Source organism: Acidimicrobiia bacterium (genome assembly GCA_040880805.1).
Classification (GTDB): Bacteria; Actinomycetota; Acidimicrobiia; order IMCC26256; family DASPTH01; genus DASPTH01.
Genome location: JBBDHW010000024.1, coordinates 87,905 through 111,610, shown reverse-complemented (window position 1 = coordinate 111,610; position 23,706 = coordinate 87,905). Strand labels below are relative to the sequence as shown.

At 68.9% G+C, this 23,706-nt stretch carries 30 protein-coding genes and 1 tRNA gene; 17 read left to right on the top strand and 14 right to left on the bottom strand.

Annotated elements, in window-relative coordinates:
* Positions 1-67: 67 nt before the first annotated feature.
* Genes WD271_05895 through WD271_05880 form a run of 4 tightly spaced genes read right to left on the bottom strand, consistent with a single transcriptional unit; the run spans position 68 to position 2,548 of the window.
* Positions 68-382, bottom strand: a complete 315-nt coding sequence (locus WD271_05895; protein MEX1007359.1) for a hypothetical protein — start codon at positions 380-382, stop codon at positions 68-70.
* Positions 383-402: 20 nt separating this feature from the next.
* Entirely contained in the window at positions 403-837 is a 435-nt protein-coding gene (locus tag WD271_05890; GenBank protein ID MEX1007358.1) for a YkvA family protein, read from the bottom strand.
* On the bottom strand, positions 834-1,475 hold the full coding sequence (locus tag WD271_05885; GenBank protein ID MEX1007357.1) for a cation transporter: 642 nt from the start codon (positions 1,473-1,475) through the stop codon (positions 834-836). Before WD271_05885 ends, WD271_05890 begins: the two co-directional genes overlap by 4 nt.
* 14 nt (positions 1,476-1,489) lie before the next feature.
* On the bottom strand, positions 1,490-2,548 hold the full coding sequence (locus tag WD271_05880; protein MEX1007356.1) for a DMT family transporter: 1,059 nt from the start codon (positions 2,546-2,548) through the stop codon (positions 1,490-1,492).
* A gap of 138 nt (positions 2,549-2,686) precedes the next feature.
* Between WD271_05880 and WD271_05875 the strand changes: the two genes are divergently transcribed.
* Positions 2,687-2,839, top strand: a complete 153-nt coding sequence (locus WD271_05875) for a hypothetical protein (protein MEX1007355.1) — start codon at positions 2,687-2,689, stop codon at positions 2,837-2,839.
* 8 nt (positions 2,840-2,847) lie between these two features.
* Here WD271_05875 and WD271_05870 read toward each other — a convergent pair whose 3' ends face one another.
* Entirely contained in the window at positions 2,848-3,519 is a 672-nt protein-coding gene (locus WD271_05870) for a metalloregulator ArsR/SmtB family transcription factor (protein ID MEX1007354.1), read from the bottom strand.
* Between the two features lie 256 nt (positions 3,520-3,775).
* Here WD271_05870 and WD271_05865 point away from each other — a divergent pair, with 256 nt between their 5' ends.
* From WD271_05865 to WD271_05810, 12 genes are all read left to right on the top strand, one after another.
* Complete coding sequence (locus tag WD271_05865; GenBank protein MEX1007353.1) at positions 3,776-4,348, top strand: methyltransferase domain-containing protein; 573 nt, start codon at positions 3,776-3,778, stop codon at positions 4,346-4,348.
* A complete protein-coding gene (locus WD271_05860) occupies positions 4,345-5,715 on the top strand; it encodes an MBL fold metallo-hydrolase (GenBank protein ID MEX1007352.1) in 1,371 nt (456 codons plus the stop codon). The genes WD271_05865 and WD271_05860 overlap by 4 nt, the downstream gene beginning before the upstream one ends.
* Positions 5,712-7,016, top strand: a complete 1,305-nt coding sequence (locus WD271_05855; GenBank protein MEX1007351.1) for an MFS transporter — start codon at positions 5,712-5,714, stop codon at positions 7,014-7,016. Before WD271_05860 ends, WD271_05855 begins: the two co-directional genes overlap by 4 nt.
* Positions 7,017-7,108: 92 nt before the next feature.
* Positions 7,109-8,251, top strand: a complete 1,143-nt coding sequence (locus tag WD271_05850; GenBank protein MEX1007350.1) for a PLP-dependent transferase — start codon at positions 7,109-7,111, stop codon at positions 8,249-8,251.
* Between the two features lie 4 nt (positions 8,252-8,255).
* Entirely contained in the window at positions 8,256-8,870 is a 615-nt protein-coding gene (locus WD271_05845) for a class I SAM-dependent methyltransferase (GenBank protein MEX1007349.1), read from the top strand.
* A gap of 190 nt (positions 8,871-9,060) precedes the next feature.
* A complete protein-coding gene (locus WD271_05840) occupies positions 9,061-9,669 on the top strand; it encodes a methyltransferase domain-containing protein (GenBank protein MEX1007348.1) in 609 nt (202 codons plus the stop codon).
* A 36-nt stretch (positions 9,670-9,705) separates the two neighbouring features.
* Positions 9,706-9,837 carry a hypothetical protein gene (locus WD271_05835; GenBank protein MEX1007347.1) on the top strand — a complete coding sequence of 44 codons (132 nt, stop codon included), beginning with the start codon at positions 9,706-9,708 and terminating at the stop codon, positions 9,835-9,837.
* A 403-nt stretch (positions 9,838-10,240) separates the two neighbouring features.
* Complete coding sequence (locus WD271_05830) at positions 10,241-10,879, top strand: TetR/AcrR family transcriptional regulator (protein MEX1007346.1); 639 nt, start codon at positions 10,241-10,243, stop codon at positions 10,877-10,879.
* Between the two features lie 5 nt (positions 10,880-10,884).
* Entirely contained in the window at positions 10,885-11,739 is an 855-nt protein-coding gene (locus WD271_05825; GenBank protein ID MEX1007345.1) for a class I SAM-dependent methyltransferase, read from the top strand.
* A 38-nt stretch (positions 11,740-11,777) separates the two neighbouring features.
* The gene (locus WD271_05820; GenBank protein ID MEX1007344.1) at positions 11,778-12,491 is read left to right on the top strand and encodes a methyltransferase domain-containing protein; all 714 of its coding nucleotides are present in this window, start codon (positions 11,778-11,780) and stop codon (positions 12,489-12,491) included.
* A gap of 14 nt (positions 12,492-12,505) precedes the next feature.
* Positions 12,506-13,705 carry an MFS transporter gene (locus WD271_05815; GenBank protein ID MEX1007343.1) on the top strand — a complete coding sequence of 400 codons (1,200 nt, stop codon included), beginning with the start codon at positions 12,506-12,508 and terminating at the stop codon, positions 13,703-13,705.
* Positions 13,706-13,904: 199 nt separating this feature from the next.
* Positions 13,905-14,126: a hypothetical protein gene (locus tag WD271_05810; protein MEX1007342.1), complete on the top strand. Its 222-nt coding sequence runs from the start codon at positions 13,905-13,907 to the stop codon at positions 14,124-14,126.
* Between the two features lie 73 nt (positions 14,127-14,199).
* Here WD271_05810 and WD271_05805 read toward each other — a convergent pair.
* Both WD271_05805 and WD271_05800 read right to left on the bottom strand, forming a co-directional pair.
* Positions 14,200-14,284: transfer RNA gene (locus WD271_05805), tRNA-Leu, on the bottom strand.
* A gap of 15 nt (positions 14,285-14,299) precedes the next feature.
* A complete protein-coding gene (locus WD271_05800) occupies positions 14,300-14,611 on the bottom strand; it encodes a hypothetical protein (protein ID MEX1007341.1) in 312 nt (103 codons plus the stop codon).
* A gap of 39 nt (positions 14,612-14,650) precedes the next feature.
* On the opposite strand from WD271_05800, the gene WD271_05795 reads away from it, so the two are divergent.
* On the top strand, positions 14,651-15,979 hold the full coding sequence (locus WD271_05795) for an MATE family efflux transporter (GenBank protein MEX1007340.1): 1,329 nt from the start codon (positions 14,651-14,653) through the stop codon (positions 15,977-15,979).
* Here WD271_05795 and WD271_05790 read toward each other — a convergent pair.
* The gene (locus tag WD271_05790; GenBank protein MEX1007339.1) at positions 15,972-16,580 is read right to left on the bottom strand and encodes a GNAT family protein; all 609 of its coding nucleotides are present in this window, start codon (positions 16,578-16,580) and stop codon (positions 15,972-15,974) included. The genes WD271_05795 and WD271_05790 overlap by 8 nt on opposite strands.
* Before the next feature lie 53 nt (positions 16,581-16,633).
* Here WD271_05790 and orn point away from each other — a divergent pair, with 53 nt between their 5' ends.
* On the top strand, positions 16,634-17,218 hold the full coding sequence (gene orn / locus WD271_05785) for an oligoribonuclease (protein ID MEX1007338.1): 585 nt from the start codon (positions 16,634-16,636) through the stop codon (positions 17,216-17,218).
* Here orn and WD271_05780 read toward each other — a convergent pair.
* From WD271_05780 to eno, 6 genes are all read right to left on the bottom strand, one after another.
* The gene (locus tag WD271_05780; protein MEX1007337.1) at positions 17,207-18,304 is read right to left on the bottom strand and encodes an alanine--glyoxylate aminotransferase family protein; all 1,098 of its coding nucleotides are present in this window, start codon (positions 18,302-18,304) and stop codon (positions 17,207-17,209) included. The two genes, orn and WD271_05780, sit on opposite strands and share 12 nt — an antisense overlap.
* Positions 18,305-18,329: 25 nt before the next feature.
* The gene (locus WD271_05775; protein MEX1007336.1) at positions 18,330-18,695 is read right to left on the bottom strand and encodes a hypothetical protein; all 366 of its coding nucleotides are present in this window, start codon (positions 18,693-18,695) and stop codon (positions 18,330-18,332) included.
* A 105-nt stretch (positions 18,696-18,800) separates the two neighbouring features.
* On the bottom strand, positions 18,801-19,724 hold the full coding sequence (locus WD271_05770; GenBank protein MEX1007335.1) for a Ppx/GppA phosphatase family protein: 924 nt from the start codon (positions 19,722-19,724) through the stop codon (positions 18,801-18,803).
* Positions 19,721-20,224 carry a DUF501 domain-containing protein gene (locus WD271_05765; protein MEX1007334.1) on the bottom strand — a complete coding sequence of 168 codons (504 nt, stop codon included), beginning with the start codon at positions 20,222-20,224 and terminating at the stop codon, positions 19,721-19,723. The genes WD271_05770 and WD271_05765 overlap by 4 nt, the downstream gene beginning before the upstream one ends.
* A 68-nt stretch (positions 20,225-20,292) precedes the next feature.
* On the bottom strand, positions 20,293-20,703 hold the full coding sequence (locus WD271_05760) for a septum formation initiator family protein (protein ID MEX1007333.1): 411 nt from the start codon (positions 20,701-20,703) through the stop codon (positions 20,293-20,295).
* On the bottom strand, positions 20,696-21,985 hold the full coding sequence (gene eno, locus WD271_05755; GenBank protein MEX1007332.1) for a phosphopyruvate hydratase: 1,290 nt from the start codon (positions 21,983-21,985) through the stop codon (positions 20,696-20,698). Before eno ends, WD271_05760 begins: the two co-directional genes overlap by 8 nt.
* A gap of 57 nt (positions 21,986-22,042) precedes the next feature.
* Between eno and WD271_05750 the strand changes: the two genes are divergently transcribed.
* Complete coding sequence (locus tag WD271_05750) at positions 22,043-23,305, top strand: cytochrome P450 (GenBank protein ID MEX1007331.1); 1,263 nt, start codon at positions 22,043-22,045, stop codon at positions 23,303-23,305.
* Positions 23,306-23,522: 217 nt separating this feature from the next.
* Positions 23,523-23,696 (top strand): hypothetical protein, encoded by a 174-nt coding sequence (locus WD271_05745; protein MEX1007330.1) that lies wholly within the window; start codon positions 23,523-23,525, stop codon positions 23,694-23,696.
* Positions 23,697-23,706 lie beyond the last annotated feature (10 nt).

Here is a 23,706-nt window from a genome sequence, read left to right as displayed (position 1 = left end):
GCGCGCGTTCGGGAGCGGCACCGCCAGCATCTCGGCTCGCTCGTCGCTGCTGTGACCCGTCACCGAGTTACACGAAGTTGAGCTGACCGTACGTGTTGCACAGACCGTAGGCGTTGATGACGACCAACGAGACGATGATGAAGCCGACGCTGAAACGGGCGACCCGCCGACGCCAGCCGGTCAGTGGTCCTGGTCCTCCCATCGGCGAGGGCATGTACCACTCCGGCAACAACCGAGGCCCGTCGGACGGAGAGAGATCCCACAGACACACCGCGTCGTCGTCCACCGCCATGTCGGGATCGGCGGCGAGGGCGAGGGCAGACAACTCATCGTCCGTAAGCGGCGGCGGCGACTCCGCGTCCCGTGTGATCGAACCGGCCATCTCTCCCCTCCTTCGTGCGTTCAGCCCATGGTAACGGTGGATTCGTCGTCTCGAGTTCGCGGGTCGATGCGTGCAAGCTTCAGGAGGGACGCGAGACCGGCGTCCGTTCCCGGCCAATGGCGGTCCAGGGCGCTCGGACCCGCCCGGCGTACCACCGACCGCACGACGACGAGCGTGATGATCACATCGTCGGCGTATCCGATGACCGGCAAGAAGTCGGGCACGAGGTCGATCGGGAACGCGAGATAGCCGAGGAGCACCCACAGCCGAACGCGCACTCCCCGCGCGAGTGACTTGTCGGCAGCAAGTCGCCGGAGCAGTCGGATGACGTCGGGGAGGATCCGTGCCGCATCGGTCACGGTCGTACCGCGCGGCCGCGCGACGACCAAGAACACGGCAAGGACAAGCCACGCCGCCACGAGCGTGATGCCGAACCCGATCAGGACCTGCGTCACGATCGATCTCCGCGTTCTCCGGCAAGCGTCCGCGCTTCCTTCACCGCGTAGGCGACGATCACGAGACCCGCGAGGGCATCGGCCCACCACCACCCCAGTACGGCGTCGGCGACGAGGCCGGCCAGCACCGCGCCGGCAAGGACTGCGTCGACCAGCGTCACTCGTGCCTCGGAGCTGAGGACGGCGTTCCCGAGTGCAGCCCCGGTCCGCGCCTTGCCCACAGCAAGGATCAGCATGGCGATGAACGTGGCCGACACCCAGGCGATCCCGATCGGAGAGGTACGCGGTTCCGCATGAGTCGCGAGCGCGTACACCGATTGAATCGACAGGTAGACCGCAAGACCGACGAACGCGAGGCGGATCAGGCCCAGTGCCGTTCGCTCGCGAGACGTTGCGATGTTCCGGAGGTGCCACACAACGACGATGGAAGCGAAGATTTCGATCATCGAGTCGAGCCCGAACCCCGCGAGCGCGACCGAACCCGTGGCGATCGCCGCTGCGACGAGCACCGCGCTTCCGACGACGTTCCAGACAAGCGTCGCGTACTCGAGCCGCAAGCCGCGGCGCAGAAGGTGGTCATGCTGACCGAGGACGAGGGTCGGCCCACCGTCCTCCGCTACCGCATCCTCGGGCACCATGAACCCATTCTTGCTCAGTCCGTGCGACGGTGAGAATGGCGGTGGTGAACGTCGCTGACGTGCGGGTGTGAGTGCTCGATATCGTCGTGATGATGCAGATGTGAGTGCGGCTCGTCCGGCGAGACACCGAGTTCGTGTGTGTGCTGGTGATGTTCGTCGCAGACGTGGACGTGGTCATGATCCATCGGCTCGTGGCGATGAAGGTGTTGGTGGCGCTCACGGAGCATGAGCGCGACGCCGCACGCCATCAGTGCGCCCGCCGCGAACTCCTGGAGACCAAGCGACTCGGGCAGCACGAGCGGAGCGAGCAGCGCACCCGCGAACGGTGCCACGGCGAACACGGCCGCTTCGCGTGCCGCGCCGAGGCTGCGAAGCGCGAGCGCGTCGAGGTAGACGCTCAACCCGTAGCTGACACCACCGAGCAGCAGCACGGCGACGAGAACCGAAACATCGGGCAGGTGCTCACCCACCATCAGGGCAAGCGCCGCGTTGACGGTCCCCGCGATACCCACTTTCACTCTCACCACGGAGCGTGGATCGCGAACGGTCAACGACTGCGTGAGGTTGTTGTCGATCGCCCAACAGGCGCACGCGGCCGCGATGAGCGCGATACCGATCCAGTCCGCGTCCGTGTTCCCGGGGCCGAGCCCGAGCAGGAACGCGCCCGAGAAGATCACGATCGCACCCATCTGCGCCTGCCGGGGTAGATGCTCCCGGAACAGCGCAACACCCACCGCGATGGTGAACGGGCCCTCGAGGTTCAAGAGCAGCGAGCCGGTCACGCCGGTGACGCGCTCGAGACCGAGGAGCAACAAGACGGGCGCGACCACTCCACCCGCAACGATCATGGCCGCCATCCGGGGAGCATCGGAGCGCCGGAGAGGAGCTTCCGAACGTGCCCGGCGACCGACCAGGCTCAACGCAATGAAGGCTCCGAGATAGAGCAGCCCGGCCAACATCTGCGGACGCACGTCGTCCAGCAACACCTTCGCCAGCGGCGCACTGATCCCGAACGACACCGCCGCGGCGAGCCCCAGCAGGACTCCTCGCCGGGCAGACGATCCTCGGGCCACCGTTCCCGCTCTCTGCGCTTCGCGCCGGGGCGCTCGGCCCACGGCTCGCTGCGGCGCTGGGTACCTGCGCCGCGGTCGCTCGCCTCTGGCACCCGACCGATCCTGGCCGCAATCTACGCAGGAGGGTCTGACGACTGGATGGACGGCCACATGGGGGGTGGGGGTGGCTGGTGGTGGGTGATGGGCATCGGATGGCTCGTGTTCCTCGCGCGCGTCGTCGCGGTCGTCGTGCTCCTCGCACGCCGGCCCGAGAGCGAGTTCTCCCGGAGGCGCGACGCGTTACGTGGCTGACTGGTAGCTCAGGGTTCGTTTCCGTCCGCTACCGCGAGGCCTGCTTGTCGCCATTCGGGAAACCCGTCAACGAGGCGGCGGGCACGGTACCCGCGCTTTCGAAGTGCGACGACGGCTTCGTTCGCGAAGACGCAGTACGGCCCGCGGCAGTAGGCGACGATGTCGGCGTCGCGCGGAAGTGTTCGCAGGTGCCGGCGCAGCTCGCCGATCGGGACCGAGCGCGCGCCGCGCACGTGGCCGGCCTCGAACTCCTCGGTGGGTCGGACGTCGAGCACGATCACGTTGCCGGCTCGGAGCCGTTGCGCCAATTCGTCGCGACTGATCTCCTCGATGCCGTCGCGTATACCGAGATACGCGGCCGCCAAATGTTCGAGATCGGCAACATGCGCGGCGGCGACGTCGCGCATCGCCGCCCACAGTTCACCGACACGCTCGCTCGCAAGGCGGTAGAACACTCGCGTCCCGTCGCGCCGCGTCGTGAGCACTCCGACCCGCGCGAGCGACCGGAGGTGGTGTGACGTGTTGGCGACGGTCTGACCGATCTCGGCGGCCACCGCTTCCACCGATCGCTCGCCCTGGGCGAGCACGTCGACGATCTCGGCCCGGTGGCCGTTACCGAGCGCCTTCGCCACCGATGCGAAGGCTTCGAAGAGGGCATCCTTGGCAGCACGGTCTGCCATCCGTTCGTCCTTCCGACACTTGGCTCGCTATTCAAACTAGCTCTTGAATTATGCCCTCGCCTCCCCTATATTCAAGTCATTCTTTGAATAGTTCGGGGACTGAAGGACGGGGGATCATGACGAAGCTGGCGGCACGCGAGATCGCGGCGCTCGATCCGTACCAGTTCATGGCCACGATCGGGAAGCGGGTCATCCATCCAGGGGGTCGCGCATCCACCGAGGCGTTGCTCGCTTCCGCCGCGATCGCGTACTCGACGTGGGCTGCGGGGTCGCAACGACCGCGATCGAGATCGCCTCGCGCTTCGGTGCGGGAGTCACCGCCGCCGGCATCGCTACGCGCGTGACGGTCGAGGAGGACGACATCCTCGCTTTGCGGTACGCAGACGAGTGCTTCGACGTCGTCATCGCCGAGGCCGTCACGATGTTCGTCGATCGCGAGCGCGCCGCGACCGAGCTTGCTCGCGTTACCAAGCCCGGAGGACGTGTCCTCGCTACCGAGTTCTTCTGGCGCCGGCCGCCGACCGCGGAGGCACGACAGATCTTCCTCGGCGAGGTCTGTCCCGGCCTCGAATTCGACACGATCGACGACTGGGTGCGCATCTACCGAGCCGGCGGGCTGTCCGACATCCAGACCGAGACCGGTCCATTCGAGATGATGACCCCGCGTGGGTTCCTCGCCGACGAGGGACTCGCGCACAGTGTGGGCATCATGGGCCGGGTGATCACGCGCCCCGCGAACATCCGCAAGATGGCGTGGCTCATGCCACGCATGGCCAAGGCCGTGCCCTACCTCGGTTACATCGTCGTGTGCGCGACGAAGCCCGCATGACCCGCGACGCGCGCCCCGACGTCGTCGCCTTCGTCGACGAGGGCATCGGGCATTCCTCGTACCTCGTCGACCTCGGCGACGGCACCGCACTCGTCGTCGACCCGCGACGCATCCCCGACGTCGAACAAGCCGAGGCCGCGGCGCGCGGCCTCAGGATCGCGTTCACCGCCGACACGCACTCGCACGCCGACTTCGTGTCGGGAAGCCCCGAGCTCGTGGCGAAAGGAGCCACCTTCCTCGCCCCCGCCACCGGCGGGCTCGAAGTGCCCCACCGCGGGATGCGCGACGGAGAACGAACCGAGGTCGGGCCATTCATCCTCGACGCGATCGCGACCCCGGGACACACCCCGGACCACCTCGCCTACGTCCTTCGCACCCGCGACGGAACGGCACTCGCCCTCTTCAGCGGTGGATCACTCATGGTGGGAACCGTCGGGCGCACGGACCTCCTCGGACCCGAGCAGGCCGAAGGGTTGGCGCACGAGCAGTTCCACTCGCTCCACGATCGGATCCTGCGCCTCCCCGACGAGCTCCCGGTGTATCCGACCCACGGCGCAGGGTCGTTCTGCGCGGCGCCCGGAGGCAACGAGCGCACGACGACGATCGGCCGCGAACGAGCCCGCAACCCGATGTTGGCGCTCACCGACGAGGCCGCGTTCGTGCACGCCTTGCTCGAGGGCTTCGGCTCCTTCCCTGCATACTTCCGGCGCCTCCCCGAAGTGAACCGGCGTGGTCCGCGCGTCTATGGAGCACTTCCGGAACTGCAGCGCCTCGAACTCGACGACTTCCGGGCGCTGCTCGACTCCGGTGCGCAACTCGTCGACGCTCGCCCCATCGCGCACTACGGGGCGCGACACATTCCGAATGCGCTCTCGATCGAGCTACGTCCGGTGTTCGCCACGTGGCTGGGCTGGCTCGTGGACGCGTCGCGGCCAGTGGTGTTCGTACTCGACGACGAACAGGATCGTCACGAACTCGTTCGTCAATGTCTCGACGTCGGCGTCGAGGAAATCGCCGGCGAGCTCACCGGTGGGATGTCGACATGGCAGCGCGCGGGGCTGGCCTCCGTCTCGACCGCGCTCGTACCGGCCGACCGCGTGGACGGGTTGCTGGTCGACGTGCGCCAGCGCGACGAGTTCGTCGCAGGGCACGTTCCCGCCGCGCGCAACGTCGAGCTCGGAGCACTCACCACGACCACCGACCTCCCCGTCGCGGGTCGGATCACCGTCATGTGCGGGCACGGCGAGCGCGCGATGACCGGTGCGAGCCTGCTCGAACGTACCGGCCGGAGCGACCTCGCCGTCGTGATCGGCGGACCCGAAGACTGGAAGTCTGCAACGGGGCACGACCTCTCGGTCGGCGAATGACCGAGAGCGACGGCCGAGGCGCGGACCTTCGGCTCGGGCTGCGCGCGAACCTTCCGCAGTTCGCGCTGCTCGTCGCGGTCAACGCACTCGTCGGCGGGATGATCGGCCAGGAGCGGACCGTCCTGCCGTTGCTGGCGACGAACGTGTTCGGTCTCACCGCGTTCACGTCGGCGCTCACCTTCATCGTCGCGTTCGGTGCGGTGAAGGCAGTGACCAACTTCTTCGCAGGAACGCTCTCCGATCGCGTCGGCCGCAAACCGGTGCTCGTCTCCGGTTGGCTGATCGGCCTGCCGGTCCCCTTGCTGTTGATGTGGGCGCCGTCGTGGGGCTGGATCATCGTCGCCAACGTGTTGCTGGGGGTGAACCAGGGCCTCACCTGGTCGACGACCGTCATCATGAAGATCGACCTCGTCGGGCCCGAGCGTCGCGGGCTCGCGATGGGCCTCAACGAGGCTGCCGGCTACGGCGCGGTTGCGATCACCGCGTTGGCGACCGGGCTCATTGCCGCCCGGTACGGGTTGCGACCGGAGCCGTTCTTCCTCGGCGTTGCCTACGCCGCGCTCGGCCTCGGTCTCTCGAGCTTTTTCGTCCGCGAGACTCGCGGGCACGCGCGCCAGGAGGCACGCGATCACGTCGGCGAGCCCCATCTCCACGGTGGGCTCTCGACCGGCGAGGTGTTCGTGCTCACGAGCTTCAAGGAGCGCGCGCTTTCGTCGTGCAGTCAGGCGGGGCTCGTGAACAACCTCAACGACGGGCTCGCGTGGGGAATCTTCCCGCTGTTCTTCGTGCAGGCCGCGGGTCTCTCGGTTGGGCGCATCGGCGTGCTCGTCGCGCTCTACCCCGCGGTGTGGGGCCTCGGGCAACTCTTCACCGGCGCGCTGTCGGACCGTGTCGGCCGGAAGTGGCTCATCGCCGGCGGCATGTGGGTGCAGGCCGCCGCGATCGGGCTCATCGCGGCCACGCGGGGGTTGGGACCGTGGGCAGCCGGCGGGGTGCTGCTGGGCGCCGGCACCGCGATGGTCTACCCCACGCTGCTCGCGGCAGTCGGCGACGTCGCGCACCCCGAGTGGAGGGCGACGGCCGTGGGTGTGTACCGACTCTGGCGCGACGCGGGCTTCGCCGTCGGCGCGCTCCTCGCCGGCATCGTCGCCGACGCCCTCGGCCTCGTTGCAGCGATCTGGACCGTCGCTGTGCTCACCGCGGTGTCGGGTCTGGTTGTCGCGTTCCGGATGTACGAGACTCATCGGGTGCCGCCCGATGTCCCGCGGGCCGCACCCTCGCAGGCGATCGCGAACAGATGAGCGAGCAACCCGACATCCCGAGATCCCCGTTCTCCTCCCCGACCTCTCCTCCCGCCGCGCATCCAGACTGGTCGCGCACCACCCGAGCGATCGTGAGCGGCCGCCCGGCGCGCGCGCCCGACGCGCCCTTGAACCCACCACCGGTGTTCGCTTCCGCCTACCACGCCGGGGGGCCGGTGGCATACGCCCGCGACGGCAACCCCACCTGGACCGCGCTCGAGGACGTCCTCGGCGACCTCGAAGGCGGCTCTGCCGTCGCGTTCGCGTCCGGCATGGCCGCAACCGCAGCGGTGTTCGACCAGGTCGCGATCGGCGGCGCGATCGTCGTGCCGAGAGACGGCTACTACGGCACGCGCGCGTTCCTCGACGCGGCCGTTGCCGGTCGGTGGGAGATGCGACCGGTCGACATCGCCGACACGGACGCGACCGTCGCCGCGTGCAACGGCGCGGCGTTGCTCTTCATCGAGTCGCCCACGAACCCGATGCTCGACGTGGCCGACATCCCCGCGCTCACGGAAGCAGCGCGGTCTCGAGGGCTCGTCGTGGCGGTCGACAACACCCTCATGACGCCACTCGGCCAACGGCCACTGGAGTTCGGCGCCGACCTCGTCGTGCACAGCGCGACCAAGCTGCTCGCCGGCCACTCCGACGTGGTCTTGGGTGCGGTGGTCACGAGTCGCGATGCCGACTTGTGCAACACGTTCCGGCAGCGCCGGTCACTCGCCGGCGCCGTGCCCGGCCCGATGGAGACCTACCTCGCGCTGCGCGGTATCCGCACGCTGCCGCTGCGCTTCGAACGCGCGTCGGCAAGTGCCGAGGCACTCGCGTGCCGTCTCGAGCAACACCCCGGCGTCGAACGGGTTCGGTACCCGGGCCTACCGTCGGACCCGGGACACGAACGTGCCCGCGCACAAATGGACAGCTTCGGGACGATCCTCGCGTTCGAGGTCTACGGCGGAGCCGGCGCAGCCGAGGCGCTCGCGCGCTCGACGCGCCTGATCGTCCACGCCACGAGCCTCGGCGGCGTCGAAACGACGATGGAACGCCGCGCGAAGTGGCCCGGGGAACAGGCGCCTCCGGCACTGCTCCGCCTCAGCGTCGGATGTGAAGACCTCGACGATCTCTGGGCCGACCTCGATCATGCGCTCGCCATCGCGGCAGCAGTCCGACATGCCGACACCACCGAGGTAGCCATCAGCTCGTCACCCGCGAGCGAGCGACAGCGAGGAGAATGACCCGGTGGGTTTCTACGAGGAGCAGATCCTCCCTCGCGTTGTCGACGTGGCCCTGAGCGGACGGGAGTTCACCCGGCTCCGAGCACGGGTCGCCTCCGAGCTCGACGGCGAGGTGCTCGAGGTCGGGTTCGGTTCGGGCCGCAACGTCCCGCACTACCCGCTGACGGTCAAGAGGGTGCGAGCGGTCGATCCTGCCACTGTGGGACGGAAGCTCGCGGCGAAGCGAATCGCCGCGAGTCCTGTCCCTGTCGAGTACGTCGGCCTCGACGGGCAAGATCTGCCGATGGATGACGCAAGCGTCGACCACGTGCTCACCACATGGACGCTCTGCACGATCCCCGATGTCCACCGCGCGCTCACCGAGATCCACCGCGTGTTACGCCCGACCGGAACGCTTCACTTTGTCGAGCACGGTCGATCGCCCGACCCGGAGGTTGTTCGCTGGCAGGATCGCCTCACCCCGATCCAGCGGCGGATCGCGGGTGGCTGCCACCTGAACCGGCCCATCGACCAGCTGCTGGTCGACGCCGGGCTCCTGGTGACGCGGATGGAGAACTTCTACTCGCGAGGCCCGAAACCGATGGGCTACACGTTCGAGGGCGTGGCTACCAAGACATGACGACGGAACGCCCGGCCAGATGCGACCGCCAGGTCGCGCACGCGTACACCGAGATGATGGGCAACTCCGCAGCGCTGGGTACCGGCCGCCGCGACCGGGTGGGCCACGGTGATCGAAGCCATCATCGCGGCCGGCCCGGAAGGTTTCACCTTCGTGTAACCGCGACCTCGAGAGTTGGAAAGGACGCCTGATGGGTTCGAACATCTCGCCGGTCGATCCGGAGACGCTGCGCGCCCAGGTTCGGGACAAGTACCGGGAAGTGGCGCTCGCACCGTCCGCCACGTATCACTTCCATACCGGGCGCGTCGCGGCTCGACGTTGCGGGTATGACGCCGAAACCGTGGATCGGCTCCCCGATCGCGCGGTCGAGTCGTTCGCCGGCGTGGCCAACCCATTCGCGTTGCGCACGCTGCAGGCCGGTGAGCGTGTGGTCGACGCGGGCTCGGGCGCGGGCTTCGACTCCTTCGTCGCCGCGCAGCTGGTCGGTCCGGCGGGCCAGGTCGTTGGGATCGACATGACCGCCGAGATGCTCGACCGGTCGCGCGCGACCGCTGACGCGCTGGGCTACGTGCACGTCGAGTTCCGCGAGGGGCTGCTCGAGGCGATGCCGGTCGAGGACGAATGGGCCGACGTCGTCATCTCGAACGGGGTCTTCAACCTCTGCCCGGACAAGCGAGCCGTGTTCGGCGAGGCGCTGCGGGTCTTGCGGTCAGGCGGTCACCTCCAGCTGGCCGACATCGCGAACGGCAGGCCGGTCCCGCCCGAGGCGCTGCGCGACATCGACCTCTGGACGGGCTGAATCGCGGGTGGCCTCCCGCTGTCAGGTTGGCAGCAGATGATCCAGCAGGCCGGCTTCGTCGACGTGCGGGCGGGCGCGCAGGTGGACACGTTCGGTGGCGCCGAAGGCGAGGAAAAGGCCCGCGCCTACGAGGTGTACGGGTACTCATTCCTGGCGACCAAACCATGATGAGCTGCAAGTCGCAGCGACTCTGCATTTCTGCAGATCAGACCGCTGTTGGCCAGCTGAAAGTGATCGGGAGCTCCTCGCCGTCCAGCCCGACGTACTCGACCGGAATCGTGCTCGCGGTGACCCGTCTCTCCGCGAGCTTGCGTCCGATGGTGGCAGGGTCGACTAGCACGGACGTGTGTCACGCTCGGGGGGTAGGTCCGCGGTGACGCGTCCCCGAAGTCGTGTGCACTCTCGAGTCCCCAGGGCGACGTCGACGACGCGCGGCCGGATTTGCTCACCGTAGAAGCCCACGACCACTCCTTCGACTCGCGCGCTTGACGGCGTGCCTGGGACTCTTTGTATACTTCTCCGTAAACATAAGCGCGTGTAGGGAACCGAGGCAACAACGGCGGAGGGACGATTGGCGTCTGATCCCGAGCCCCACACAGAACTCGACCTCGACCCCCCTCCGACCGGTCGGCGTCTGCACCGCGCGGAGCGGCGGGAGCAGATCGTGATCGCTGCCACGCGGGCGTTCGCGCGTTCCGGTTTCGCGGCGACCAGCCTCGAAGACGTCGCGGGCGCGGCCGGGGTGAGTCGGGTGATCCTCTACCGGCACTTCGATTCAAAGGCCGACCTTTACCGCGCGGTGCTCGACCGGGTCTGTACTCGGCTGCTCGCTGCGTGCGGCGACCACAGCTTCACCAGTGACGCGATTCCCGCTCTCGTCGAAGTCGCCGCCGAAGACCCCGACGGATTCCGGCTGATGTTCCAGCACGCCGCCCGGGAACCGGAGTTCCAGACCGAAGTGAGCGAACTTCGAGCCGGCATGACTGCCATCGCGCACGCCGAGCTCGCCGCTCGGGTGACCGACCCGTCGTGGGCGCGTTGGGCGGCGCAACTGTGTCCGACGGTAGCAATCGAGGGGATTATCGCCTGGCTCGACGTCGAACAACCCGATCCCGGCGAGGCAGCAGAGCGGATCGGTCAGGCGGTCGAAGCGGTCATCCGGGCAGCGCAAACGGGCGGCCCGGTACCCAAGACTCGACGAACGAGGTGAGCAGCGTGGCAGAGACATCGGCCAGCACGACCCGCTTGACCAAGTTCTACGGGGAGATGTCACCTTCGCTCGACACGGTCATGTCGGCGCTCTCGGCCGCGGGCGTCGACACGGATCACTTGCAGGCGAGTGACCTCTACCGACGTGATCTCGATTGCCACAACCTCGGGATGCACCGAATGTTGGAGGTGCTCAAAGATGTCGCGGCCGAGTACGGGGAACCGGCTCCCGAGGACATGCTCCTCGATCTTGGTTGCGGGTTGGGAGGTCCCGGGCGCTTCCTGGTCGACCAGTTCGGTTGTTCGGTGGTGGGTGTCGACTTGCTCCCCCTTCGCATCGATCTTGCACAAGTTCTGACCGACCTGACAAGCATGGGCGAGCAGATTTCGTACCGAGTGGCCGACGCGACGGACCTTGGACTCGAGGACGAGTCGTTCGTGCAGGTTTGGATGCTCGACGTGAGCATGCACATCCGCGACAAGCAGACACTCTTCGGCGAGATCGCACGCGTGCTGAAACCGGGCGGACTGCTGGTGATGCACGAGCAGACGGGTCCGCTACCGAAGGCGATGCTGCCGGTGAGGCGACGGGCGCCCTACATCGCGCCGTCGTTTCCGCAACTCATCCGCTACGTCGAGGGCGCCGGCCTGCGAGTGCTCACGTGGCGGGACACAACCCACATCGTGCTCGAGTACTTCCTCCGGATGCGAGCACTGCTCGGGGACCCTCCGGAACCGACATCCGATGTCCCGGCGCGTCGGCAGCGTGATGTAGGTCTCACGGTGCTCGGGGGCTACATCGAGACGCTGGCAAATCTCGGAGGCCGCACGGGGATCCTCGTCGCCAAGCGCGTGCCATGAGCTGCGCGTGCATGACCGTCGAACCCAGGAGCGTGAAAATGGAACAGGTCATCAGGTACGACGACAAGATCGCGGACGCGTACGCGGCGATGCTTGGTGACACGGTGGAGGATCCGGGAACCTCCGCGCTCCTCGAACTGCTGGGCGAGGTGTCGGGAATGCGGGTCCTCGATCTTCCGTGCGGAGAAGGACGAGTCGCGCGGGAGCTCGCGCGGCGCGGCGCTCGCGTCGTCGGCGTCGACCTGTCAGCGGCGATGCTCGATCGAGCGCGCGCTTTCGAGAGCGACGACCCCGCCGGCATCACGTACGTTCTGGCCAACGGCACCAAGCCTGATGCGCTGCAGGGTGAACGCTTCGACAGAGTTGTTTGCAACTTCGGGCTGTCGGACATCGACGACTTCGACGGCATCCTCGCCACGTTCACGCGCGTCCTCCAGCCCGGAGGCGTGTTCGTGTTTTCGATCATGCACCCGTGCTTCCCCGGCTGGGGAGACGTGCTGCCCGGCGATTCGCCACCCGATGGTGGCTACTTCAACGAGTGCTGGTGGGCAGCCACGGCCGGACCCGCGATCGATCCTCGCCACACGGTCGGCACCAACCACCGGATGGTGTCCACCTACTTCAATACGTTCGTGCGCGTGGGCCTCGTACTCGAAGCAGTCTCCGAACCCGAGCCAGGGGCAGAGTGGCAGCTGCCCGAAGCGGAGCCCGTTCCGATGTTCCTCGTCGCGCGTTACCGCAAGCTCGAGTAGTAGGCAATCGGGCGATGGAGCGCCGGCTGCTCCCGTACTTCCTCGTGTCCGGCAGCATGACCCTCGGGTACGGATCGATCTACACCCTGCTCGCCGATCTGCGCGATCGATTCGGCTTCTCGGGAACCCAACTCGGACTCATCGTCGCCGCGGGCTTCTTGGCCGGGTTCTGCGCCCAGCTCTTCCTGGCGCGCTACGCCGACCGGGGCCATATCGCACTCATGGTGCGCGGCGGTGTGATCGTTGCCGCGTTGGCCATGTTGGGCAGCGCCGTCGCCACACAGTTCTGGGCGTTCGTGCTCGCGAGGCTCCTCCTCGGGCTCGGAAGCGGCGCGGTCGGCCCGGCGATTCGCAGGATCGTGATCACACGCGACCCTGACGGTGTCGGAGCCAACCTCGGTCGCCTCGCATCGTTCGATGTCTCCGGGTTCGTCCTCGGCCCGCTCGTTGCTGCGGTGACTGCCGAGCTGTTCGGGATCCGCGCTCCCTTCCTCATCCTCGCCGGAGTCCTCTTGGCGGTCCTCGCGCTCACCGCGCGGCTCGACCTCGCCTCGGGACCGGTGAGCAGTGACCGTCGGGTGATCCGCGGGCTCCTCAGAATGCCGGCGATGCAGGCGACGCTGGCCGCAGGCGTCGCGTTCTACGTCACGATCGGCATGTTCGAAGCGGTATGGGCCGTGTTGCTGCGCGACCGAGGCGCGGAGACCTGGCTCATCGGCCTCACTCTCTCGTTGTTCACGGTGCCGATGATCTTCTTGGCCCCCGTCGGCGGCCGCATCGCGCAACGCCGCGGGCCGCTCCGCGTCGTATCGGTGAGCCTGACGGTGGCCACCGTCTGCACGTTCTCGTACGGCGTGCTGCCCAGCCTCTGGATGCTCCTCGCCGTCTCGGTCATCCACGCCGTCGCCGACTCGTTCACCATGCCCGGCAACCAGGTAGCCGCAGCGCTGGCAAGCCCGCCCGAACAGGCATCGTCCGCACAAGGGCTACTCGGCGCCACCGGACTCGCCGCCGCAGGGCTCACCGGTCTCCTCGCCGGCTACCTCTACCAGCACGCGGGACGCTTCGCCGTGAGTGGGGCTACGGCGGCGGTCATGACCGTCTTCCTCGTCGCTGCGACCGCGCTCGGCCGAGATCAACGTCGCCCGATACACGCGACGGCAAATCGATCCACCGAACGCGCAATGGACCAATCCGCTGACCGATCTGAGTGACCCCGCTCGCCCTCGTCCCGGGCCATCACACCCGAGCGTCAGGCGGAGCGTCCGCCGGATCCGTCGGGTCGACGAGTTGGTCCGGGCACTCGCTCGCCGACGTGCTCGAGGTCGAGATCGTCGCGCGACCGATACGGCGCACCGCCATGTTCCCCGCCACCCGATCGAGAACCGGGCGCACTACGACACGCTGCACCTGATGACGCAATACGGGCCGCTCGACATCGTGTTCACTCCCGACGGCGCACCCGGCGGCTTCAGCGACCTCGAGGGGTCCGCTGAAGAGCAACAAGTCGAGTCACCCGGCAGTCGCGCGCTCGTGATCTCGGTCGCCACCTGGGAACGACTCGAACAGACATCGGGCCGCGCCAAGGATCTCGAGCACCTCGATCGCTTCTCCGAAGGTCGCGAGTCCGAGTGATCCGAGCGGAAACGGCTGGTCAGGCGACGACAGCCAAATCGAGCCGGATTCGCGTTTCGGCAGATCAGAAAGGTGCCCGGGGAGGGATTCGAACCCTCACACTCCCAGAGGAGCCGGCGGGTTTAAGCCGCCTGCGTCTACCGTTCCGCCACCCGGGCTCGGGCCCCGAAAGGCTACGCCGCCTGGGCCGGGGCTTCGCCGTGGACCGCGTCTTCGAGCGCGGCCCGGATCCGGACGGCATCGACGGGCGCGACCCGATTCGCCACGAGCACGCCCTCCACCATGTCGTCGAGCGCGGCCTCGAACGGGCGGCCACGGAGCCGCACCGATACGACGGTGCCGCCCGGGTAGCGCCGGATCGTGCGGGTGGCACCGGCGATACGGGGCGGGCACCGGAACGCCGGCACTGCGAGCCCGGCCGCGTGCGCGGCGGCACCGAGGCGGCGGGCGGCATCGGCGAAGCGCAGCGCGGGGAGGTGTTCCACTCACACATCATCGCGCCGGGCTGTGACACTTATCCCCTGATGCAGGTCATCCGCCGCAGTCCCCACGATCGGGAGATCGTCCGACTCGCGGTGCCCGCGCTCGGGGCGCTCGCGGCCGAGCCCCTCTACCTGCTCGCCGACACCGCGATCGTCGGCCACCTCGGCACCAGCCCGCTCGCCGGTCTCGCCGTCGCCGGCACCGTGCTCACCGCCGCCTTCTCGGTCTTCAACTTCCTCGCGTACTCCACCACTGCGTCAGTTGCGCGGCAGGTGGGCGCCGGAAACCAGCGGGCCGCCTCCGAGTTCGGAATCGACGGTTGCTGGCTCGCGATCGGGCTCGGACTCGTGCTGACCGTCCTCGGCCTCGCGCTCGCGCCCGTCATCGTCGACGTGATGGGCGCGTCGAGCACCGTGCACCCGTTCGCGGTCACGTACCTCCGCATCAGCATCCTCGGTGCGCCGGCGTTGCTGCTCACGCTCGCGGGCGCCGGCTACCTGCGCGGCATGCAGGACACGCGCACGACCCTCGTGATCGCGGTGGCGTCGAACACCCTCAACCTCCTCCTCGAGCTCGCGTTCGTGTACGCCTTCCACCTGGGCATCGCGGGCTCGGCGTGGGGCACGGTCACCGCCCAGTTCGCCGCCGCGGCCGCCTACCTCGTGGTGGTGGGTCGTGCCGCCCGGCGTGCGGAAGCGTCGGTCCGGCCCCGTCCTGGGGGCATCCGCGCCAACGCGGCGGTGGGCAGCCGCCTCGTGATCCGCACCGCCGCGCTCCTCGTCACCCTGCTCACCGCCACCGCGATCGCGGCACGCCTCGGCGACGACGACGTGGCCGCGCACCAGGTGGCGATGCAGATCCTGCTGTTCCTCGCGCTCTCACTCGACGCGCTCGCGATCGCGGCGCAGGCGATGGTGGGCCGGTTCCTCGGCGCCGACGCCGCGCCCGACGCGCGCGCCTCTGCGCGCCGCCTCCTCGAATGGGGGGTCATGGCGGGAGTCGTGCTCGGGATCGCGGTCGCGGTCACGCGGCCGTGGCTCGCCGCGCTCTTCACCGACGACGGCGACGTGCGCGCCCTCGTGGAGCAGCTCCTCTGGTTCGTCGCCGCGTTGCAGCCGGCGGCTGCGGTCGTGTTCGTTCTCGACGGCGTGCTCATCGGTGCGGGCGACGCGGGCTATCTCGCGATCGCGATGCTCGTTGCAACGCTGGCCGTGTATCTGCCCGCGGCGTTGGTCGTGGCCGCACTCGACGCCGGGTTGCTGTGGTTGTGGGGCGCGATCTCGCTCTGGATGATCGCCCGGCTGGTGGGCATGGTGGCGCGCTACCGCACCGACCGCTGGCAGGTGACCGGCGCCGTGCGCGTCACATGAGAAACGCGCGCTCGAGGTCGTCCTTGCGCGCGTCCCAGTCTTCACGCGTGATCGCGTAGCGCACGTGGTCTTCCCAGACCCCGCGGATCTGGAGGAAGCGCAGCGCAGTTCCCTCGTTCCGCAAACCGAGCTTCTCCGCGACCCGCCGGCTCTTCTCGTTGCGCGGCACGATCGCCGCCTCTATCCGATGCAAGCCGAGCGTCTCGAATCCGTAGCGGATGACGAGCGCGACCCCTTCGGGTATGTACCCGTTCCCGGCCTGCTTCTCGTCGATCCAGTACCCGATGAAGCTCGATTGGAACGGCCCGCGCAGCACGCTGCCGAGGCTCACCTCGCCGAGCAAGGTGCCGTCGCGCAGCAGCAGACCGAATCCATAGGCAGTGTCGAACTGCCGCTGACGTTCCCATGCACCGCAGCGCGCGCGGAACGCGTCACGGTCGGCGACCGGGTCGGGTGAGCCGACCTCGGGCAGCGGCTCCCACGGCTCGAGCCAGTCCCGGCTCCGAGTGCGGATGTCGCGCCAGGCGTCGAAGTCACCGCTTTCGAGCGCGCGCAGCATCACGCGCGGCCCCGCGAGCGATACCTCGCGTCGCGCCCTCACCCGCAACTCCTCACGGCCGCGAACACTACGCATCGATTCGTTAGGGTGGCCAGATGGCCGAGGCCCCCGCCGACGACCGGCTCGTCTGGCTCGATCTCGAGATGACCGGGCTCGACATCCGGCGTCATGTCATCGTCGAGATCGCCGCCCTCGTCACGAACAGCGCGCTGGAGCCGCTCGACGAGGGGATCGACGTGATCGTCCACCAACCGGCGACGGCGCTCGCGGAGATGGACGACGTGGTGCAGAAGATGCACACCCGATCGGGGCTGACCCTGGCGATCGAGGCGTCGACCGTCACGCTCGACGAGGCCGGCGCGCAGGTCCTCGAGTACCTGCGCGCGCACGTACCGGAGCCGGGCACCGCACCCATGTGCGGCAACTCGATCGGCGTCGACCGCCGCTTCCTCGACGCGCAGCTCCCCGCGCTCGACCAGTACCTGCACTACCGCAGCATCGACGTCTCGAGCTTCAAGGAGTTGTGCCGCCGTTGGTATCCCGAGGTGTACCGCAAGCGCCCCGCAAAGGTGGAGACGCACCGCGCGCTCGCCGACGTGAACGAGTCGATCGCCGAATTGCGCTACTACCGCGAAGCGATGCTGCGACCGGCCGACCCGGCGCCCCTGTCAGGCGAGTAGGTCGCGTAGCGCGCCGAGCAGTGTGGTGACGGAGCGCTCGCGCGCGGAGTTGCCCATGAGCCCGATACGCCACGCCTTGCCCGCGAACTCGCCGAGGCCGCCGCCCACTTCGATCCCGTACGTCTCGAGCAGCGCCTTGCGCAGTGTGGCGTCGTCGGCGCCGTCGGGCAACCACGCGGTGGTGAGCTCGGGAAGCCGGTGGCCCTCCGGCACGACGAGCCGGAAGCCGAGCTCGGGGAGCTGCGCTTGGAGCCGCGCGCCGACGGCGCGGTGCCGCGCCCACGCGGCCTCGAGGCCTTCGTCGAGCAGCGCACCGAGCGCGGCGTGCAACGCGAAGATCGTCACGACCGGCGCGGTGTGGTGGTACACGCGCGACGCGCCCGCGACGTAGTTGGCGATCAACGACAGATCGAGGTACCACGACTGCGGCGGGTGCTCACGTGACTGGAGCCGTGCGACGGCGCGGTCGGAGAAGGTGAGCGGCGACAGCCCCGGTGGTACGCCCAGGCACTTCTGCGTGCCGGAATAGCTCGCGTCGATACCCCACCCGTCGACCTCCACCGGGATGCCGCCGAGCGACGTGACGGTGTCGACGAGGAGCAGCGTATCGGTGTCTTGCAGCGCGCGGAGCGGGTCGATGTCGTTCTCGACGCCGGTCGATGTCTCGGCGTGCACCACCGCGACGACGCGCGCGCCCGGATGCTCCCGTTGCGCGTCGAGCAGTCGTTGCGGATCGAGCGGCAGTCCCCAACGCTCCTCGACGCGCACGACCTCCGCGCCACTGCGGCGCGCCACTTCGCACATGCGGTCGCCGAACACACCGTTGGCCCCGATGATCACGGTGTCGCCCGGCTCGACGAGGTTCACGAAGCACGCTTCCATCCCCGCCGAACCGGTGCCCGAGATCGGCAGTGTGAGCGAGTTCTCGGTGCGGAACACCGTGCGCAGGCGCGCCATCGTCTCGTCGAGGATCGCGAGGAACTCGGGATCCATGTGCCCGAGCAGGGGTCGGGCGAGCGCGGCGGTGGCCTCCGGGTACGGGTTCGAGGGGCCGGGGCCGAGGAGCAGACGGTCGGTGATCGGCACGCGCCGCAGGCTAGAGCCGGTCGCGTTAGCTGCGCACGGCGAGCGGGAACCAGTGCATGAGCAGCCGGCTCACTTCGCTCTCGACGCCGTCCGCGGCAACCAGGCCACGCGCGACCTCCGCCGCGGCGCGCGCCACGTGCGTGACGTCGGCGTCGGGGAGCACCATTCCCTGTGCCGCCGCGGTGCGCTGGACTGTCTGCGCTGCCTCCCACGCGGCGTGCGCGGCCTCGCGCGTGCGGTGCGTGTGACGGAGGGCTCGGTCGATCGCGATCGTCGCTCGCCACGCGTCGACTTCGTCACCTGCGGTGTCGGTCTCGAGCGAACGCGCGATCGCGTGCACGTCGTCGGGCGTGAGCCTGCTCAGCGCTTCGGCGAACTCGGAATTGGCCATGACGGCTATTCTCGGCACAAACGGTGAACGAGTTGGGGGATTTCGCGGTTCCCGAGCGCAAATTCCACGTGACGAGAGGCACATACCGTTACGTAGCAGGACCTATCAGCTGAGGCTGCGAACGATGCCGTCGAGGATGTCGGCTTCCGACACGAGCACCTCGTCGAAGCCGAGCACGCGCAGGATGCTCACGAGCACGATCACGCCGCCGACGATCACGTCGACACGACCGGGCTCGAGGCCGGGATTGTGGGCGCGCTGCGCGGCGCTCTCGGTCGCAAGAGTCCGGAACACGTCCTCGGCGGCCGCGCGCGTGAGATGAAAGTGGTGGATGCGCTCGGGGTCGTACTCGGGAAGGCCCTGCTCGATCGCGGCGACGGTGGTGATGGTGCCGGCGAGCCCCACGAGGGTGGCGGCCTCCGCCGCACCCGGAACGACGCGCGGGACGTCGGCCACGAGGTCGCGCGCGCTGCCCACCGCGTTCGCCAGCTCCTCGGGCGCGGGCGGGTCCGACGTGAGGAACTGCTCGGTGATCCGCACGCACCCGATGTCGAGCGACACCAGCCCGGTGGGCTCGTGGGTGCCGAACACGAACTCGGTAGAACCACCACCGATGTCGACGACGAGGTACGGCGCCGGCGCGTCGAGCTCGGCGGTGGCACCGAGGAACGAGAGCGCCGCCTCCTCCTGGCCCGAAAGGAGCTCGGGGGTCACACCGAGGGCATCGAGCGCGGCGGTGAAGAAGTCGTCGCGGTTGCTCGCGTCCCGCGCCGCGCTCGTGGCCGTCGCGCGTACGCCGTCCACGTGGTGCTCGTCGAGCGCGGTGCGGTACTCGCGCAACACGTCGACGGTGCGTGCGATCGCGTCGGGCGCGAGCGCACGGGCGCGATCGACGCCCTGGCCGAGCCGGGTGATGCGCATCCGCCGGTCGAGCGTGCGCAGCTTCGCGTCGCCGCCCGTGCCGTCGACCTCCGCGACGAGCAACCGCACCGAGTTCGTCCCGATGTCGACCGCCCCGAGCCGGCTCACCGTCCATCCTTGCGTTCTTGCGTCAGCAGAGGGCATATAGCGCCCACAGGTGACGCAGGTTGGAGGTGGGAGGCAACCCACGCGCCGACGGGGTCGGTGCCGTCGACGAGGAACGACGCGTAGTGGGCGTGCAGACACTTCACGCCCTTGCGGGTGCCGCCCACGCCACCGTGGGGGCGGGGGCCCGCATAACCGGGTGGGAGCGTGGCGTCACGTTCGGCCGCGTAGGCGTCGTGCGCGGCCCGCAGCGCGTCGGGATCGACGGCCGTCTCGGCGGCGCGCACACCACCCGCGGACTCGAGCCGCGACACCGCCGCCGAGAGGTCGCGGTCGACGAGCCAGTAGCGCGTGGGCATCGGCGTGCCGTCACGGGTGAGCGGCGCGTTGCGGATGACGATCGGCTCGCCCGTGGTACCGCGCACCACGACCTCGAACTCCGCATTCGGTGGACGGCCGAGTAGCGCGGTGAGCGCGGCGACGTCGTCGGGAGAGGCGACCATCCTGATGGGTCACTCAACTGCGCGCCGGGATACCCGGCTCGCGGACGTTTCGCTCCATCGGCCGCAGTCTACGGGGCCGGATTCGCCGTTTCCGCGGGTGGCAAGGTGGTGGCCGCGGGAATGATCACGAACGGCTGCTCCCCCGGCCTCACGAGCCCGTACCCACGCGCGCGACGCTCGATCTCGGCGTCGCTCTTCAACCGCTTCGTTTCGCGTGCGAGCTTCGCGCTCTCCGACTTGAGCAGCTCGAGCTGGGCGCGAGCCCGGTTGGTGTCGTCACGTTGGTCGAGGAACGTGCGCGTCGGGTAGACGAACGCGAAGAGCAGACCCACGAGCACGACGCTGCCGATCGCCGCGCTCACGACCGCGCGCCGGCGCCCCGCTTCCCGATTCGCCTTCGCCCTCGCCTTCGGCTTCGGCTTCGGCTTCGGCTTGGTCGCGGGCTTTGCGGCCGGTTTGGGCTTCCGGCGCTCAGGCACCGCCGGGCCTCGGAGCCAACGCCGCGCGCCCGAGGTACGCCGCGACCGGACCGAGCTCCTCCTCGATCCGGAGCAACTGGTTGTACTTCGCGACCCGCGAGCTGCGCGCGGGCGCACCGCTCTTGATCTGCCCGCAATTCGTTGCCACCGCGAGGTCTGCGATCGTGGTGTCTTCGGTCTCGCCGCTGCGGTGCGACATCATCTGCGTGTACCCGTTCGCGCTCGCGTGGCGCATCGCGTCGAGCGTCTCCGACAGCGTGCCGATCTGGTTCACCTTGATCAGCACCGAGTTGGCCACGCCGCGCTCGATGCCCTGGCGAAGACGGTCGACGTTGGTGACGAAGATGTCGTCGCCCACGAGCTGCACGCGTCCGCCGAGGCGTTGCGTGAGCGCAACCCAGCCGTCCCAGTCGTCCTCGGCCATGCCGTCCTCGATCGACACGATCGGGTAGCGGTCGCACAAGGTGACGAGCCGATCGGCCCACTCCTCCGACGAGTACTCGGCGCCCTCGCCCGCGAGCACGTACCGGCCGTCTGAATAGAACTCGGTGGCCGCGGCGTCGAACGCGAGCGCGACCTCGTCGCCCGGCGTGTAGCCCGCAGCTTCGATCGCGCCGAGCAACAGCACGAGCGCCTCTTCGTTCGACGGCAGGTTCGGCGCGAAGCCGCCTTCGTCGCCGAGCGTGGTGGGGAGTCCGCGCTCGTGGAGACGCGCCTTGAGCGCGTGGTAGGTCTCGACGCCCCAGCGCAGCCCCTCGCCGAAGCTCGCGGCGCCGACGGGCGCGAGCATGAACTCCTGGAGGTCGACGTTGGTGTCGGCGTGCGCGCCGCCGTTCAACACGTTGAGGAACGGCACGGGCAGCACGTGCGCGTTGGCGCCGCCGACGTAGCGGTAGAGCGGGAGCTCCAGCTCGTCGGCCGCGGCCTTCGCCACCGCGAGCGACACCCCGAGGATCGCGTTCGCACCGAGCCGCGACTTGCCATCGGTGCCGTCGAGGGTGACGAGCTCGTCGTCGACGAGCCGCTGGTCGGTGGCGTCGAGGCCCACCACCAGGTCGGCGATCTCGCCGTTGACGTTGGCGACCGCGGTGCGCACGCCCTTGCCGCCGTAGCGCTCACCGCCGTCACGGAGCTCGACCGCCTCGTGGGCACCGGTGCTGGCACCGCTCGGCACGATGGCGCGGCCCCGGGCGCCCGAGACGAGCTCCACCCCGACCTCGACCGTGGGATTGCCGCGCGAGTCGAGTACCTCGCGGCCGATGACCTCGACGATCGTGCTCACCGCCGAACGCTCCCTCGTCGACAGACGGTGCCCGCAACCGTCGGTAGTGTTGCTCCTGTGACTGGTGATCCTATCCCCACCGGCTCCGCGGATCCGCCCACCTTCAATCCGCTCGACCCCGGTTTCTCGGCAAACCCTTACCCGCAGTACCGGCTGATGGTGGAACAGAACCCCGTGCAGCGGAGCCTGTTCGGCCCGTGGATGCTCTTCCGGTACGACGACTGCTTCCGGTTCCTGCGCGACCCGACGCTCAGCGTGGAAGACGCGAGCGTGGAGGGCGTCAACCCGCGCGCCGAGCTGCGGGCGCAGGTGCTCGGCGATCGCGCCCGGCGCGGCACCCGCAGCATCCTCAGTATCGACCCCCCGGACCACACGCGGATCCGCGGGATCGTGCAGAGAGTCTTCACCCCGCGCGCGATCGAACGGCTCGCACCGCGCGTGCAGGAACTGGTCGATGACGCACTCGATGCCGTGGTCACGCGCGGGAACGGCAAGCCGGATGCCGACATGGAGGTCGTCGGCGACCTCGCGTTCCCACTCCCCTTCCAGGTGATCTCCGACATGCTCGGGATGCCGGATGCCGACCGCGACGAGCTCCGCGGCTGGGCGCACACGCTCACGCTCGGCCTCGAACCTGTCCTCGCGCAGCTGCACATCAACGACATCATGGAAGCGTCCGATCACATGACAGACCACGTCCTCGAAGCGATCGAGTGGAAGCGCGCGCACCCGGCCGACGACCTCCTCACCGCGCTCATCGACGCCGAACACGAAGGCGAGCGGCTCACCGCCGACGAGCTCGTCGACCAGGTGGTGCTGCTGTTCGTCGCGGGCCACGAGACCACCGTCAACCTCATCGGCAACGGAACGCTCGCGCTGCTCCGCAACCGCGCGCAGCTCGAACGGTGGCAGCGTGACCCGTCGATCGCGGCGAGCGCGGTCGACGAGCTGTTGCGCTACGACTCGCCGGTGCAGTTCTCGCGGCGCGTCACCACCGCCGACGTCGAGATCGAAGGTCGCACGATTGCCGCAGGCACGTTCGTGTTCGTCGTGCTCGGTTCGGCCAATCGCGACCCCGCGCACTGGGGCGACGACGCCGACACCCTCGATCTCACCCGTAGCGGAGCTGCGCAGCATCTCGCGTTCGGCAGCGGGATCCACCACTGCCTGGGCGCCGCGCTCGCTCGCCTCGAAGGGCGGATCGCGCTCGGCACACTCGTCGAGCGCTTCCCGGGGATGGAGCTGGCCACGAGCGAGCTCGAGTGGAACGGCCGGCTCGTCCTCCGCGGCCTCGACGAGCTCCCGGTGGCGCTGGGCTGACGCCAGGTCGAGAACATGCCCGCGTTGATGTCACACCGCGGATGCACGATCGACTGGTGCCGCAACCCACCCGGCAAGAACTCTCGTCGCACCGACGGACCGATCCCACGCCGGCGCCTACCACGATGTTGGTGCGACGCGGTCCGGGCACCACCGCGAAGTCGAGGGCGCACGCTCGCCTCACGAGCCGCGCGTTTCCACTCCGCGGCGAACCCGTGTGGGAATCTCCGTCTTTGCCGCGCGAGCAGGAGATCCCGACACGGCGGCCGTCGCCGAAGTTGTCGATATCGTGCAGAAGCCCTCCGGGCGGATCGTCCTTCTCCGACTCCTCCTCCCCGGCGCGGTCGAGGACTACGAGGCTCTCATCCGTCGCGTCATCGCCTCGGCCTGACCGAATACTC